This is a genomic window from Collinsella sp. CLA-ER-H8 (assembly GCF_040092335.1).
GTDB lineage: Bacteria > Actinomycetota > Coriobacteriia > Coriobacteriales > Coriobacteriaceae > Collinsella.
The window spans coordinates 23,151-37,345 of sequence record NZ_JBBNLU010000018.1 but is presented as its reverse complement, the minus strand read 5'-3'; the positions used below and the strand labels follow the sequence as shown (position 1 = coordinate 37,345).

The 14,195-nt window shown below is 59.8% G+C and carries 13 protein-coding genes and 1 riboswitch; of the genes, 5 read left to right on the top strand and 8 right to left on the bottom strand.

The window, feature by feature from the left end:
* The first annotated feature begins 87 nt into the window (after positions 1 to 87).
* Complete coding sequence (locus tag AAAX72_RS09185) at positions 88 to 819, top strand: IS3 family transposase (RefSeq protein WP_349130084.1); 732 nt, start codon at positions 88 to 90, stop codon at positions 817 to 819.
* A gap of 98 nt (positions 820 to 917) precedes the next feature.
* On the opposite strand, the gene AAAX72_RS09180 is transcribed toward AAAX72_RS09185, so the two are convergent.
* From AAAX72_RS09180 to AAAX72_RS09160, 5 genes are all read right to left on the bottom strand, one after another.
* A complete protein-coding gene (locus AAAX72_RS09180; RefSeq protein ID WP_035137003.1) occupies positions 918 to 2,048 on the bottom strand; it encodes a GTP-binding protein in 1,131 nt (376 codons plus the stop codon).
* Between the two features lie 86 nt (positions 2,049 to 2,134).
* Entirely contained in the window at positions 2,135 to 2,476 is a 342-nt protein-coding gene (locus tag AAAX72_RS09175; protein ID WP_006234522.1) for an ArsC/Spx/MgsR family protein, read from the bottom strand.
* A gap of 17 nt (positions 2,477 to 2,493) precedes the next feature.
* Positions 2,494 to 3,117: a flavodoxin family protein gene (locus tag AAAX72_RS09170; protein ID WP_349104954.1), complete on the bottom strand. Its 624-nt coding sequence runs from the start codon at positions 3,115 to 3,117 to the stop codon at positions 2,494 to 2,496.
* Positions 3,118 to 3,191: 74 nt separating this feature from the next.
* Positions 3,192 to 4,721, bottom strand: a complete 1,530-nt coding sequence (locus tag AAAX72_RS09165; protein WP_152068414.1) for a diguanylate cyclase — start codon at positions 4,719 to 4,721, stop codon at positions 3,192 to 3,194.
* A 127-nt stretch (positions 4,722 to 4,848) separates the two neighbouring features.
* Complete coding sequence (locus tag AAAX72_RS09160; protein ID WP_349130082.1) at positions 4,849 to 7,566, bottom strand: EAL domain-containing protein; 2,718 nt, start codon at positions 7,564 to 7,566, stop codon at positions 4,849 to 4,851.
* Positions 7,567 to 7,884: 318 nt separating this feature from the next.
* Here AAAX72_RS09160 and AAAX72_RS09155 point away from each other — a divergent pair, with 318 nt between their 5' ends.
* The gene (locus tag AAAX72_RS09155; RefSeq protein WP_349130081.1) at positions 7,885 to 8,754 is read left to right on the top strand and encodes a patatin family protein; all 870 of its coding nucleotides are present in this window, start codon (positions 7,885 to 7,887) and stop codon (positions 8,752 to 8,754) included.
* A gap of 101 nt (positions 8,755 to 8,855) precedes the next feature.
* Here the strand turns inward: AAAX72_RS09155 and AAAX72_RS09150 are convergent, their stop codons facing one another.
* The 3 genes from AAAX72_RS09150 to thiM are packed head-to-tail and all read right to left on the bottom strand — an operon-like array spanning position 8,856 to position 10,732.
* The gene (locus AAAX72_RS09150; RefSeq protein WP_349130080.1) at positions 8,856 to 9,551 is read right to left on the bottom strand and encodes a thiamine phosphate synthase; all 696 of its coding nucleotides are present in this window, start codon (positions 9,549 to 9,551) and stop codon (positions 8,856 to 8,858) included.
* Positions 9,548 to 9,889: a thiamine-binding protein gene (locus AAAX72_RS09145; protein ID WP_349130078.1), complete on the bottom strand. Its 342-nt coding sequence runs from the start codon at positions 9,887 to 9,889 to the stop codon at positions 9,548 to 9,550. Before AAAX72_RS09145 ends, AAAX72_RS09150 begins: the two co-directional genes overlap by 4 nt.
* Positions 9,890 to 9,892: 3 nt before the next feature.
* Complete coding sequence (gene thiM, locus AAAX72_RS09140; RefSeq protein WP_271741668.1) at positions 9,893 to 10,732, bottom strand: hydroxyethylthiazole kinase; 840 nt, start codon at positions 10,730 to 10,732, stop codon at positions 9,893 to 9,895.
* Between the two features lie 51 nt (positions 10,733 to 10,783).
* A riboswitch (TPP riboswitch) is annotated at positions 10,784 to 10,894 on the bottom strand.
* A gap of 93 nt (positions 10,895 to 10,987) precedes the next feature.
* Between thiM and AAAX72_RS09135 the strand changes: the two genes are divergently transcribed.
* From AAAX72_RS09135 to AAAX72_RS09125, 3 genes are all read left to right on the top strand, one after another.
* Complete coding sequence (locus tag AAAX72_RS09135; protein WP_349130076.1) at positions 10,988 to 11,896, top strand: HAD family hydrolase; 909 nt, start codon at positions 10,988 to 10,990, stop codon at positions 11,894 to 11,896.
* Between the two features lie 10 nt (positions 11,897 to 11,906).
* Entirely contained in the window at positions 11,907 to 12,803 is an 897-nt protein-coding gene (locus tag AAAX72_RS09130; RefSeq protein WP_349130075.1) for a LysR family transcriptional regulator, read from the top strand.
* Positions 12,804 to 12,958: 155 nt separating this feature from the next.
* Complete coding sequence (locus AAAX72_RS09125; RefSeq protein WP_349130074.1) at positions 12,959 to 14,092, top strand: 5-methyltetrahydropteroyltriglutamate--homocysteine S-methyltransferase; 1,134 nt, start codon at positions 12,959 to 12,961, stop codon at positions 14,090 to 14,092.
* The last annotated feature ends 103 nt before the right edge of the window (positions 14,093 to 14,195 follow it).

The window sequence follows — 14,195 nt, the reverse complement described above, 5'->3', positions numbered from 1 at the left end:
GAAGCGTAAGCCCCGGCGTTGGTGGAAATGGTGAAAATGCGTTGGCGTGATTGGGGAAATTGCGTTGGCGGAATCGGCTAAAGTGCGATGGCGAAATTGGTTGTTTTTACAGTAGCGCTAACAAACGGCTGCGGGCACCGGCAGATAGCCATGTGCCTGCGCGCCGAGCTGGGCGCGGTCGTGGCCGACAAGACCGTGCTCAAGATGATGCGCGAGATGGGCATCCGGTGCGGGATACGCCGTCGGGGCTCCCGCCGCCGGTACAGCTCCTACAGGGGGCTCGTGGGGAGCACGTTCGAGAACGTCATCGCGAGGGACTTCGGCGCCGAGGGGCCGTGGCAGAAGCTCGGCACCGACGTCACCGAGTTCAAGGTGGCCGGCGCCAAGGCCTACTGGGCCCCGGTGCTCGACTTCTGCACGAAGGAGATCGTGGCGAGCGACATATCGACCTCGCCGGACCTCGCCCAGCAGCACAGGATGCTCGACCGGCTCCTCGAGGCCCTGCCCGACGGGGCGGCACCGACCATGCACTCGGACATGGGCTGGCAGTACCAGCACGAGTCCTACGCCTCCAGGCTGGAGGGGGCGGGCATCACCCAGAGCATGTCGCGCAAGGGGAACTGCATCGACAACGCCGCCACCGAGCAGCTCTTCGGTCACGTGAAGGACGAGTTCTACCGCGGCAGGGAGTGGGGCAGCTTCGGGGACTTCAAGCGCGACCTGGAGGAGTACATAGACCATTGGAACACGCGGCGCAGGCAGGTAAGATTGAAGGGCCTGACGCCGGAGGAGTTCCGGGACCGGGCCCTTGCGGCGTAGTCGCTATTTATTCAGTCCAAGTTTCGGGGCGCAGTTCACAGGCACCTTCGTGGTGGTTTGGCGGTTACGTAGGCGGACAAATGCCCGCTTGGATAAACCTAGGCGCGGTGCCAGTCGGTCAGGCAGGCATCGAGGGAGGCGATGAGCGCATCCTTGTCCATGTGACGGCCGATGATGCACAGGCTCGTCATGCGGTCGCCCGTCTCGTCGTCCCAAATCTGCATGATCTCGGGGTTCTCGTCGATGATCTTCTGCTTCTCGCCCTCGGGCGCCGAGTCAACGAACAGGCCGTTCTCCATCAGGCGCATCTGGTGGCCGGCCTGCTCAAACATGTAGCACATGTCCGGATCGCCGGTCTGCCACAGCGGGCCTTTGACGCGAATGACCTCGTCGGGCCACTCCTGCTCAACAAAATCGGTGAACTTCTGCAGGTCAAACGGCTTACGGCGCGAGTACACAAAGGTCTCGATGTCGTACTCGAGCACCTCGGGGTCGTCGTGCTCCTCGGGATGCTCCATGGCCTCGATCCAGGCGGCGGAGTTGTAGGCGCGCATAAAGTCAAAGCGGTCGGTGTCGAGCAGCTCCTCCATAGGAACCTCTCCGTTTTGGGCCTCGACGATCACGGCGTCCTTCTGCAGGCTGCGCACGATGGCCTTGAGCTCGGCGATCTGCTCAGGGCTCACGGTATCGGTCTTGTTGAGGATTAGCGTGGAGCAGAACTCGATCTGCTGGATGAGCAGGCTCTCGATGTCGTCCTCGTCGATATCCTCAGCCAGCAGGTCGCGACCGCCGTTGAACTCGTCGTACATGCGGGCACAGTCGACCACGGCCACGATGTTGTCGAGCGCGAGCTTAGGCTCGCCGCCCACCTTGGCCTCGTCGCAGAAGCTCGAGATGGTGTAGGCGATGGGGATGGGCTCGCAAATGCCCGAGGCCTCGATGATGATGTAATCGAAGTTGCCCGAATCGGCGATGCCCTGCAGCTGGTTGGCCAGGTCATCCGAAAGCGTGCAGCAGATGCAGCCGTTGGTGAGCGGGATGAGGTCGTCGGTCTCGGAAAGGCCGCCGTCGGCGATGAGGCTGGCGTCCACATTGATCTCGCCGATATCGTTGACGATTACGGCGGCGCGGATACCGCCATCGTTAGCGAGGATGTGGTTGAGCAGCGTGGTCTTGCCGGCACCGAGGTATCCGGTAAGCATGATGATTTTCACGGGTTTGTTGGGCATGTGCCCTCCTTTGTTAGACATGGCTTACAGTTGAATCATATGCCAAACGCCTGCACTTATACCCACGCGCTGGCAAATAACACAGGCTACTCCCAGGCTCCCCATACATCGGGGCAATAACCGACGGTGGCCTTTTTGCCGTTACGCACGATGGGCTCGGCTAGAACCTGCTGGTTCTCGAGCAACTTGTCGAAGCGCTGGCTGGGGGTGAGGTGCTGGATGAGCGCGAGCGTCTCCTCGTCCTTGGCCTTGGGGTTGAGCAGCTTGTCGATACCGCCGACCGCCTGCATCACGCTCGTGAGCTCGCCCTTGCTCATCTCCTTTTCCTTAAGGTCAATAAACTGCACCTTAATGCGGCGCTCTTTGAAGAAGCGCTGTGCTTTCTTGGTATCGAAAGACTTTTTGGTGCCAAAAATTTGCACGTTCATGTATTTGTTCCGCCGTTCTACCTGATGAAGTTGGTGCGCTCGCGATCGGCTTCGGGGGCTTCGATACCGGCGGCCTGTCCTGCCTCGATACAATGCAGGAGCCAGGCCATGTTCTTGCCGATGTTGCGCATGGTGGCCAGGCCCTCGGCGTCCTGGGCGGCCTCGCCCGGCATGGCGCCAAACACGTTGTTCCAGTACGTGGAAGCAACCACGGGCATCTGGTTGATGGTGAAGTACTTATTGAGCACGTCGAAGGTGGTCGACGTGCCGCCGCGACGGGCAACGGCGACGGCAGCGCCCGGCTTGTGTGCAAAGGCTTTGCTGCCGGCATAGAATGCGCGATCGAGGGCCGAAAGGATGCGTCCGCTGGGGTGCGCATAGTAGACGGGCGAGCCAAAGACAAAGCCATCTGCCTGCTCGGCGGCAGCGATCAGCTCGTTCACCACGTCATCGTCAAAGGTGCAGCGACCGCCAAGCTTGCCGCACTGGCCGCAGCCAATGCAGTCGCGAATGGGCTTGGTGCCCAGCTGAAACACCTCGGTATCAATGCCTTCGGCATTGAGTTGCTCGGCGACTTCGGCGAGTGCGCGGGCGGTGTTGCCGTTTGCCTTGGGGCTGCCATTGACCAAAAGAACCTTCATCACAAACTCCCTCTGCTGTCGGTGACTTCTGCAGAGGATTATCGCACGATGGGGGAGGCGGTGTGGGCGCGGTGCTAATCCAGTTTGGTACCTGGCACCTGCACGGCTTTCCCGAGCAACGCTTTGAGCTCGTTCAAAATCGAAACGGGCTGACGGTCGACGCCGTCCAGATGGAGCGTGGCCACGCGAATGGGCGGCTGATATTCAAATGGGCCAAAGAGCACGGGCGAACCCAGGAACCGCTCGATTTCCTCTGCAATCGCATCGGTTTCTTCGGGATCAAAGTCGTCGAAAAGAGCCACGAACATCGGCCCCGTCGAGCGGAACATACGACCCTTACCGCGCGAGCATTCCACCAGACAGGCGGCACATTCTGCCAAAACGCGGTCGCCCGCATCAAAGCCAAAGCGGGCATTGACCTGAGCGATATCATCGATTTTAATGGCGATCAACCCCGCCTTGCGCGCCACGCGACGCATTTCGCCAATGGCGTTGACCAGGGCGTGAATATCGCCCAAGCCGGTCACGGAATCGGTCGTATCTGCCAAGCTTCGGTTGATGATAATGCCCACATACATGCCGGGCTCGGTATCGGTGCCGTCCAAGCGGTAGCCCGTGCAGTCGCAAAGCACGTATTTTCCGGTGGCATCCATTACGCGATACTGCATGTAGTGGAAGTGCCACGTGCCGTTTATCACCATGTCGAGCTCGACACGTACGTTGTCGCGGTCCTCGGGATGAACGCGGGCGAGCCACATGTCGAGTGAGTTAAAAGGGTGCTGGGAGGGCAGGTCAAAATCGCGCACGGCGTTAACCGACCATTGCGATTCTCCCGTATCGAGATTGAGGATAAACGGATAGCGCGTCTCGGAGCTCATGGAGATCGCTTGGAACACCCGGTCGTTGCAGGGAAGCTGATCGACGATTGGGCGTTGCGGCGCGTCATCGTCTTTCGGTTGCTGCACACGATGCATAAGCTTATAGCGATACATCTTGCGATCGGCATCCATTGTCATCTGGCGACGCGTGTCGCCAGCAAGTGGATCGACGCGCGAGCAGCCAAAGCTAAAGCTGCCGATCATGGGCGCCTTGCCACCTGAGCTCGCCTCGATCAGCCTGGTACGTACCTGCTCCAAGCGCTGCTCGAGTTCAATCTCGTTTGCGGAGAGCGAGATGAGCACAAACTCGTCTCCACCGATACGGAACAGCATCTCATCGTGCTCCATGGTTTCGGAGAGCGTGCGGCAGATGCTCAGAATATAGCGATTGCCTTCGGCGTGGCCAAACCTATCATTGCAATGCTTGAGATGGTCGATGTCAATATAGGCGCAGGTGAAGGGGTCGCCTTTGCGCCAGAGTTGCTCGACGTGACGGTCGAATCCGTTGCGGTTGCCCAAGTTGGTGAGCGGATCGATATAGGCGTTGCGCTCAAGCAGCTGGCGCTCTTGTTGCAGGATGGCATGCGTCTTTTGCAGTTGCTCGCCAACGGCGCGTAGCCCAGCAGGCAGCGCGGCAACATCGAGTTCGGCGGTCGAGACGCCGTTCGCAAGTCGCTGAAGATAGGCAATAATCGATTGCTCGCCCAGGCGATACGACTCGTTCATGATGGATAACCTCCTTGGGCGGAACAACGGTTTGTATCATATCCCCAATTCGGTTTGAATTGGGGATATAAGTTAGCTAATGGAGACAAATTCCCCCTCCGGCGGTGGCGTTTTGCGCGCGAGCGTATCAGTTGTTATTGCCACCATCGAGCAATGCCTCAAAATCCTTCGCCGGCATGGGACGGTAGTAGAGGAAGCCCTGAGCGTAGCGGGCGCCCATTTGTCGTAGCATGTTTGCCTGCTCATTTGTCTCGACGCCTTCAACCACGACGGGCAGATGGAGCGACTGCGCCATCTCGAGCATCGATGACACGATCTGCGCGCTGCGGCCTTGATCGCGGTCGGTGGGCACAAAGGTGCGGTCGAGCTTGATGACGTCGACGTTGACGTTCTTGAGCATCGCGAGCGTGGACTGGCCGGTGCCAAAATCGTCCATGTAGGTCGAGAAGCCACGGGTGTGCAGATCCGCGGTCAGCTTATCCACGGCCTCGGACTCTCCGGTATAGGCGGTCTCGGTGATCTCGATGTGCATGAGTTCGGGCGGCAGGTTGTACTGGGCGGCGAGCGACCCCATATGCTCGGCGACATCGCAGGCAAGAATGTCTACGCGCGACACATTGAGGGAAATCGGAACCACGCGAAGTCCTCGATTGAGGCGCTCGCGGAGCCACATGGCGACGCCCTGCCAAACATATTTGTCGAGCGTCACTACAAAGCCGCTTTCCTCGAGTGCGGGGATAAACGTTGCGGGCGAAATGAGAGAGCCGTCCTTGTCAATCCAGCGGGTGAGTGCTTCGGCGCCAATAATCTCGCCGGTTTCCATATCGACCTGGGGCTGAAGATAGTACGTGATGCGACCATTTGACAGCGCGTACTGGAATTCGGTCAGCGTGCGGTTGAACACGATTTCGCGCTTGTACTCCTCGGGGCAAAAAATGGCAATGCGCTCCTTAAAGTCGTTTTTTGCGCGCCGATTGGTAAACATGGCCTTTGCCTGCGCATCGATGGTGATCTCCTCATTGGAATCGATGGGGTAGACGCCCATGGACGGCCAAAAACCTACGCCGCCATCATGCCTGGCTACTGCCTCGCGAACGCGGTTGTAGATTTGATGGACGGTGATGTGCTTAAAGGGGATGAGTGCGCAAAAGTCATCTTGGCCCCAGTACCCTGCGACGCCCATGTCGGCATTCTCGATGTCCTTGAGGACCGTGCCCACATCGGCAAGCAGGCGGTCGCCTTCGGCCTGTCCATACCATTCGTTAAACAGGCGCATGTGGCCCATGTCGACCGTGGCGATGCACCAAGCGCCGTCGTGCCTTGCCTCGAGAAAAGCGTTGGCGCGCCGCATAAACTCGCTGGGTCGGTAGAGACCGGTGAGCATATCGATGCGTTCGGCGATTGCGCTTTTGCGTTCGACCTCGGGTATAGGGAGGCTGTCGTTGGGGACAAGCCCGCCGGCTGTGCGAAGGCGACGATCGAGTTCGCCTAAAACGGCGGTCGCCTGATGGGTTAAGTGCTCGTAAAATGCCGGGACGACAAGACAGACGGGAGTAATGGTGTCGCCCGCGATTTGCACAGGAGCGAAAACGGCCTCTTTAAGGTGGCGGGTCAGTTGCTCGAATGCCTCGTGGTCCAAATCGTTGCTGAGCACGACAAACTGGACGCTTCGTGAACGGTAGACCCGGCTCCTGCCGCGGGTGATCGACAGCATGCGGCCCGCGTATTCGGCAAGCATGTTGTCGACAGCCTCGGCCCCGTAGAGCTCGTTGAGCTTTGTCGTGCCACGAACGCGCACCGCTATGAGCCCTGTCTTGCAACGGTCAAGGCGGCAGGTATCGATAGCGTTGACCAGCATGCGCTGCGTTCCGAGGCCCGTAGCGGCGTCGACGGTTTCGGCAAGTGAGTGGTTGACGAGCTCGCCGACATAGAGCGAGGGGGCATTTCCGTCGCCGTCGATACGAAACCCGCGAGCACGGCAAAGGACGTAGTCGCCGACGGCGTTGCGCACACGATACTGCATGACTCGATGGTGTTTGGAGCCGTTATAGACTTGGTCGATGTCGTCGGTAAAAGCCTCAAGGTCATCGGGATGGACGCGCGTTTTCCAGTAATCGCGGCAGTTGTCTATGTGCTCCGAGGGAAGGCCAAGATCGCGCAAGGCACCTTGTGACCAAAGGGTGCGATGTTTGTCCAAGTTCTCGATAAAGAAATAACGACCTTCGTTGAGCATCGAAAAGGCGTCGAAAACGCGGTCGCTTATTTCGAAGTCGTCGGCGTGGACTTGCGTGATATTGCGTCGATCGAGGTACACGGCATGACGTAGCTTGTAGTCGTACATGCGATGGTCGGCATCGAGTGTCATGCGATTGGGGGCTTCGCCCAGGGCGGGGTCGGCGTGTGCCACTCCGTAGCTAAACGAGTGGGGCATCTCGGAATCGTTGTTTTTGAGCAGGATCGTTCGGCAGTGTTCCAGACGTTCGGCGAGGTCGTCTTCGGTCGCAATCGTAGATAGGATGGCAAACTCGTCGCCGCCTATGCGAAACGCCGCCTCGTCCACTTTCATATACAGTTTGAGATAGAGGCTTACCTGCAAGATATAGCGGTTGCCCTCGTCATGCCCAAAGACGTCGTTGCAGTGCTTGAGATTGTCGATATCGATGAACGCCATGGTAACGGGGGTGTCCTGCTCCCAGAGCTCCTCGAGGGAACGGGCAAAGCCGCCGCGGTTGCCAAGTCCGGTAAGCTGGTCGGTAAAGGCGGTCCTAATCAGATCATCCTGACGCTTGAGAAGGTCGCGGACGGTCTTTTCGAGCGTTTCGGTGTAATTGCTGACAGTATCCATGTCGTAAGCGGCTTTCTGAGGTCGGGCGAATTGCGTCGGGCGAGCTCGTTGTGCACACGCGTTGTTGTTCGGCGCTTTGCGTGTATCCAGGCCCCCGCCTTGCTGCGTTGTTGGGTTAATTTACCGGCTAATGTTCGCTGTTGATAACTGCTGAGTAGTATAAACAACAGTGCAGAATTATATATGGGTGTACATGCTACGGGCGGCTATTATTCGCCAAACCGCAACGCCTGGGTGCGCATGAAAAATGCGACTGGGGCGGTATATGTTGACGGGTATACTTGTCCCGGTTTTAAACGCAGGAACGGAGATGGTCGCATGACACAGCCAAATATGACGCGCACGGTGGGGCTTGCGCTCGAGGGAGGCGGCTACCGCGGTATGTATACGGCGGGCGTGCTCGACGTTTGGATGGAGCACGGTTTGACCTGCGACCATATGGTGGGTGTCTCGGCGGGCGCGGCGTTTGGCTACAACTTTAAATCGCGGCAGATCGGACGCGCCATTCGCTATAACAAGGCCTATTGTGCCGACAAGCGCTATGCGGGTGTAGCAAGCTGGCTGCGGACCGGCGACATGTTCAATGCCGATTTTGCCTATCACGAGGTGCCCATCGAGCGCGATCCCATTGACTTGGAGGCGTATCGCGCCTGTCCCATGCGGTTTACGTGCGTGTGCACCGATATCGAGACGGGCAAGGCCGTCTACCACGACCTGCCCTATGGCGACGAGCGGGATATCGAGTGGATCCGGGCATCGTCGGCGATTCCCGTGGCGACGCGTCCCGTTGCTATTGACGGGCATAAGTATCTGGATGGTGGCGTGGCTGATTCTATTCCCAGTGCATGGCTGTTTGCGCAGGGGTATGACCGCAATATCGTGGTACTCACGCAGCCGGCGGGCTTTGTGAAGCAGCCCAACAGCGTGATGCCCATGCTGCGGCGCGTGTTCCGTCACTATCCGGAGTTTGTCGCAGCGCTTGAGCATCGGCATGAGGTTTACAATGCCACGCTCGATGACCTGGCACGTCGTGAGGCCGCCGGCGATATCTTTGTGGTGCGTCCGAGCGAATCGGTGAAGGTGCCGTCGCTGTGCCGCGAGCCCGATGAACTCGAGCGCATCTACCAGATCGGTCGTCGCGATGCGGAGGCGACTTTGCCGGCGTTGGAAGCGTATCTGGCGGGGTAAGGGCCGCATATGGAAAGCGCATCCCAGAATGGACGTCCAAACTGGGATGCGCTTTCCGTTATTGAAGATATGAGGCTGCGGAGCAGCTGCTCGGCCTAGACTTATGCCTGCTGCCAGGTGTCGACAAGCTCCTTGGCGGCGGCGTGGGGGTCATCGGCGCTGCAGACAGCGCTCACCACAAAGAAGCCGTCGACGCCGGTGGCCTTGAGCTGCGGCAGGTCGGCCGTCTTGACGCCGCCGCCCACCACGATGGGCACGGGGCTTGCCGCGTGGAGTGCGGCCAGGTCCTCAAAGCTCTTGGTGATGATGGAGCCATCGGCTGCGCGTCCGCAGTCGCGCTTGGTCTCGGTCTCGTGGAGCGGGCCGATGCCCAGGTAGTCGACCAGGCTCATGTCGGCGGTCTTGACGTACTCGAGCATCTCTTCGCAACGGGCCGAAAGGCCCACGATGGCATCGGGGCCCAGAAGCTTGCGGCAGACCTCGACGGGAATATCGCTCTGGCCCACGTGCACGCCGTCGACGGCAATACCCTGCTCGCGTGCGGCGAGTACGCAGTCAAGGCGGTCGTCGATCAGCAAGGCGACCTGACCGGTCTTGCCGGCCTGTGCGATTGCCCGCGCGGCGTCGCCGGTCAGCGCAATGATCTCGCGGGCGCTTGCCACCTTGGAGCGCACCTGGATGCAGGTAAAGCCTGCGTCGAGCGCTTGGGCCACCACATCGCCCACGGGGCGTCCCAGCGTGTTTTCGGGGCCGAGTACTAGATAGGCCGAGATATCAAGGTTGTCGCGGATGCTCATCGTGCTTCCTCCTGCTTCTTGATCTGTGCTTCCATGCGCTCGAGCTTGCCGGTCATGGTGTCGGTAAATCCGGGACGAATATCGGCTTTGAGCACGACTTCGGTGCGGATGCCCTTGCTCGCCAACACAAAGGTCGCGTCGCGCACGACCTGCATGACCTCGTCCCAGTCGCCTTCGATCTCGGTAAACATCGAGGTGGTGCGGTTGGGAAGGCCGCTCTCGCGTATGACGCGCACGACCTCGGCGACCTCGGCGGAGAGCTCATCGCCGGTGCCGCACGGGGCGATGGCCACGGCGACGAGCGTGTTCATGCCGGCATTGGTTGTGGGATCGGACATGGCCTATGCCTCCTCGAGCTCGAGTTGGTTATCGGCAATGTCCTGGGCGGTTGCGCGGTAGAGCTCGTCGATAAAGGCGACCTTAAAGCTTGCCGGGGCATCGGCGACAGCGGCGGCGCGCGTGCCGGCAACGTTGTAGACGGCGGTGCCGCAGACGGCTGCCGTAAACGGGTCGGCGGCACAGGCGTACACGGCCAGCACGCCGCCCTGCGAGCAGCCGCAGCCGGTGATCTTGGACATGAGCGGGCTGCCGCCGTGGGACTTGGCCACGGTCGTGCCGTCGGTGATCAGGTCGACTTCGCCCGAGACCACTACGGCGCCGCCGGTGTAGCGGGCGAGCGCCACGGCGGCATCGCGGGCGGCGTCGACCGTGTCGGTGGTATCGACACCGCGTACGCGGCTCAGATCGGCCGCCTCGCCCTCAAGACCCCACAGGCCGGCGAGCGCGATGATCTCGGAGGCGTTGCCGCGCACGATGGCGGGCTTGTACTGCTTGAGCTCGTTTACCAACTGGGTGCGCAGGCTACCGATGCCCAGGCCTACCGGATCGAGCACCCAGGGCTTGCCGGCGTCGTGTGCCGCCTTGGCCGCGCGGGGAATCGTTTGCTCGTAGATGGGGAAGAGCGTGCCCATGTTGAGATAGATGGCGCCGCCGCCGGCAACGAGCGCCTCGCCCTCGTCGGGCAGATAGACCATGGCGGCCGAACCGCCCACGGCGAGCTGCGCATTGGCGACAAAGTCGATCGTCACCGTGTTGGTGATGGAGCCGGCCATCGGATTGGTGGCGCGAATCTCCTCCACGGCCTTGACCATATGTTGCTTAAGCTGTTCCGAATCAATCACTGCACATGCCTCCTTGGCATAGAAAAGGGGCGCTGTGCATAGACAGCGCCCCTGTAAAGGCGGCATGCTCCCTACGCCAGCATTAACTGACAGGTTCAAAGGATTGGGCCCTATGCCCTCTCAGCCTTGTGGCTTGCACCGCCGGCACTCCCGCATCGAATCTGTTGTTCCCTATACTAACGCACCTGCCAAAAAGGGACAGGTTTATTTTGGCAGGTCGTTACAATAGGTAGGACCGATACGAATGGGGGCCTTATGATTAAACTTGTGCTGACCGATATGGACGATACGCTGATTCCAGCCGGGCATGACGGAGCCAGCGACTACGCCATCGAGGGCATTCATGCCATGCAGGCGGCGGGCCTGCACTTTGGCCCGGTTTCGGGTCGTCAGCCGTCCGCGATGGGCTGGATGTTCAAAAATCGTTCCGAGTGTTTTTCGACTGGCGCGTTCTGTAACGGCCAGGTGATGTTTGTTGACGGCGAGGTTGTTGCCTCCCGTGCGAGCGACAACGGTGCCCTCATGCGTCTTGCCGACTATCTGGAGCAAGAGACCGACGATACCTATCTGAAGGTCTATAGTCTGGGCGATGACTTTTGGGGCAACGATGCCTATTGTGTGACGAGCGACCCCGAGCGCGTTCGTCGCGCCATGGAGTCGGGCGGCAACGCGTGGCTCAAAGGCGAAGAGGCCCCGTGCCGTCCCGTCGTCGATGACGCGCCGGTGTTCAAGGCGAATATTTGGAGTGCCCGTTCGCGTGAGGAGCTCGCGGAGCTACGCGAGCGCGTTGCCGCTGAGGTGCCAGAACTCTCGCTCGTGTTTCCCAACAACCGAGTGCGCCTGTTCGACATCCTTCCGGCTGGTTGGGACAAGGGTTGCGCTGCGCTGGAGTTGGCGCGCGCTTTGGGCCTGACGCCCGACGAGGTGGCCGTATTCGGCGATTCCGATAACGATCTGCCCATGATCGATGCCGTTCCCAACTCCGTTGCAGTCGCCAATGCCAACGAGGCCGTCACGGCTGCCGCGCGCTGGCATATTGGCGCTGCGGCAGATGATGCGGTCGCCGGGGCCCTGCATCAGATTGCCGCCTGCGCCGCGACGGGGGAGATGCCGCCGTTTATGCGCCAGGAGGGTGCGGCCGACGCGAATCTCGCGAACAGCTAAGGAGACAGCCATGAAGCTCCAGCAGCTCAGATATGTCGTCAAAGTTGCCGAATGCGGCAGCATCACCGAGGCCTCGCGCCGACTCTTTGTGTCGCAGCCTTCGATTACCGCGTCGATCCGCGATCTCGAAAACGAGATGGGTGTGCACATCTTTGAGCGCACCAACAAGGGCGTCATTGTGTCCGAGGAGGGCGAGACCTTCTTGGGCTACGCTCGACAGGTGCTCGACCAGGCCGATCTGCTCGAAGGCAAGTATAAGGGCGCGTCCGAGCAGGTGCCGCACTTTAGTGTGAGCTGCCAGCATTATTCCTTTGCCGTTAATGCGTTTGTCGATGTGATCCGTGAGTTCGATGCAGCGCGCTACGACTTTACCCTGCGCGAGGAGCAGACTCACGAGATTATCGAGGACGTCGCGCATATGAAAAGCGAGCTGGGCATCCTGTACTTATCCGAGCATAACCGCGAGGTCATCGAGCGCATGCTGGTGGCCAACGAGCTCGTGTTCGAAGGACTCTTCTGCGCCACGCCGCATGTCTTCGTCTGTGCAGACCATCCGCTGGCTGGCCGTTCCAGCGTGACGCTCGAGGACTTGGAAGACTACCCGTTCCTGTCCTATGAGCAGGGCAGCTACAACTCGTTCTACTATTCCGAGGAACTGACCTCGACGTTTGAGCGCCGCAAGAATATCCGCGTACGCGACCGTGCGACGCTGTTCAACCTGGCTATGGGCCTTAACGGCTATACGGTGTGTTCGGGCGTGATCAGCCATGAACTTAACGGCCCCGGTATTATCTCGATTCCGCTCGATGTGGACGAGTACATGGAGATCGGCATCATTACGCGCAAGAACACGACGCTCACGCGCTACGGCCAAGCCTATATCGACGCGATTCGTCAGCATATCTAGGCTGCTGTGCTCCGCACGGTTCAAGTCTCTTTATGGCAGTCCAGACTGATATAGGAAGCATCTATATCAAACTGTTATAAACGTATATTTTACGATGGCCATATAAGCGCTCATACTCTGTCTCGGTAAAGCAACCAATGCAAAGGGAGATATCTATGAGCACTTCGATTCAACCGAACGCGCCGTTTCGCGCCGATATCGTCGGCAGCTTTCTTCGTCCGCAGGCCGTGAAGGACGCCCGTGCCGCCTACGTCGCGGGTACGCTCGATGACGACGGCCTTAAGGCCGTCGAGGATGAGGCCATTCGCGACTTGGTGGCTAAGCAAAAGGCCGCCGGCCTACAGGTCATCACCGATGGCGAGTTCCGCCGCAGCTACTGGCACCTCGATTTTATGTGGGGCCTCAATGGCATTGAGCGCCGTACCTCGCGTACGGGTTATATGTTCCATGATGAGGAGACGACGGCCGATACCGCCGTGGTGACCGGCCCCATCAGCGGCGAGAACCACCCCTTTGTCGAGCACTTTAAGTTTGTCAAAGCGCTCGAGGGCGAGGGCCACGTTGCACGCCAGACCATCCCGGCGCCGATCCAGACGTTCTCCGAAGTCACGCTCGACCGCTGCGACGGCCAGCAGGAGAGCCTGCGCGCTGTCTATAAGACCGATGAGGAACTTGCCGACGCCATCGCAGCCGCTTATCGCACGGTGATCGCCGACCTGTACGCAGCAGGCTGCCGCAACATCCAGTTTGATGACTGCACCTGGGGCATCTACTGCGACACCGATTTTGTCGCCAAAACCGGCATGAGCCCGGTCGACCTGCAAAAGGTAAGCGAGCTGGGCGTGGCGCTCAACAATGCCGCCATCGCGGACAAGCCCGACGATCTGGTCATCAACACGCATGTGTGCCGCGGCAACTACCACTCCACCTATGCCTTCGAGGGCGGCTATGACCCCATCGCGCCGTACCTGTTCGCAAACGAGGATGTCGATGCATTTTACCTGGAGTTCGATACGCCGCGCGCCGGCGGTTTTGAGCCGCTCAAGTACGTTGCCCCGGGCAAGAAGGTCGTGCTGGGCTTGGTAACCACCAAGGCGGCAGAGCTCGAGAACGAGGATGTTATCGTCGAGCGCATCCGTGAGGCCGCAAAGTACGTGCCGCTCGAGAACCTGTATCTGTCGCCTCAGTGCGGCTTTGCCAGCTGCGAGATTGGCAACAAGCTGACCGAGGACGAGCAATGGGCAAAGATCGCGCTGGTCAAGCGCGTTGCCGAGCGCGTTTGGAAATAGCGGTAACGTTCGCAGGTGACGGCGCGTGCGAGGCATGGCGTATCGCGTACAATGGTTCGGATTGTATCGTTCGGGCAGGTTATCCGATATGCCCGATCGCCCT

Bases quoted from the DNA above. Each gene is read 5' to 3' on its own strand.
- AAAX72_RS09145 (WP_349130078.1), bottom strand. From the start codon at position 9,889: ATGTCCGATCCCACAACCAATGCCGGCATGAACACGCTCGTCGCCGTG.
- AAAX72_RS09185 (WP_349130084.1), top strand. From the start codon at position 88: ATGGCGAAATTGGTTGTTTTTACAGTAGCGCTAACAAACGGCTGCGGG.
- AAAX72_RS09135 (WP_349130076.1), top strand. From the start codon at position 10,988: ATGATTAAACTTGTGCTGACCGATATGGACGATACGCTGATTCCAGCC.
- AAAX72_RS09150 (WP_349130080.1), bottom strand. From the start codon at position 9,551: ATGAGCATCCGCGACAACCTTGATATCTCGGCCTATCTAGTACTCGGC.
- AAAX72_RS09165 (WP_152068414.1), bottom strand. From the start codon at position 4,721: ATGAACGAGTCGTATCGCCTGGGCGAGCAATCGATTATTGCCTATCTT.
- AAAX72_RS09155 (WP_349130081.1), top strand. From the start codon at position 7,885: ATGACACAGCCAAATATGACGCGCACGGTGGGGCTTGCGCTCGAGGGA.
- AAAX72_RS09170 (WP_349104954.1), bottom strand. From the start codon at position 3,117: ATGAAGGTTCTTTTGGTCAATGGCAGCCCCAAGGCAAACGGCAACACC.
- AAAX72_RS09180 (WP_035137003.1), bottom strand. From the start codon at position 2,048: ATGCCCAACAAACCCGTGAAAATCATCATGCTTACCGGATACCTCGGT.
- AAAX72_RS09125 (WP_349130074.1), top strand. From the start codon at position 12,959: ATGAGCACTTCGATTCAACCGAACGCGCCGTTTCGCGCCGATATCGTC.
- AAAX72_RS09175 (WP_006234522.1), bottom strand. From the start codon at position 2,476: ATGAACGTGCAAATTTTTGGCACCAAAAAGTCTTTCGATACCAAGAAA.
- AAAX72_RS09130 (WP_349130075.1), top strand. From the start codon at position 11,907: ATGAAGCTCCAGCAGCTCAGATATGTCGTCAAAGTTGCCGAATGCGGC.
- AAAX72_RS09160 (WP_349130082.1), bottom strand. From the start codon at position 7,566: ATGGATACTGTCAGCAATTACACCGAAACGCTCGAAAAGACCGTCCGC.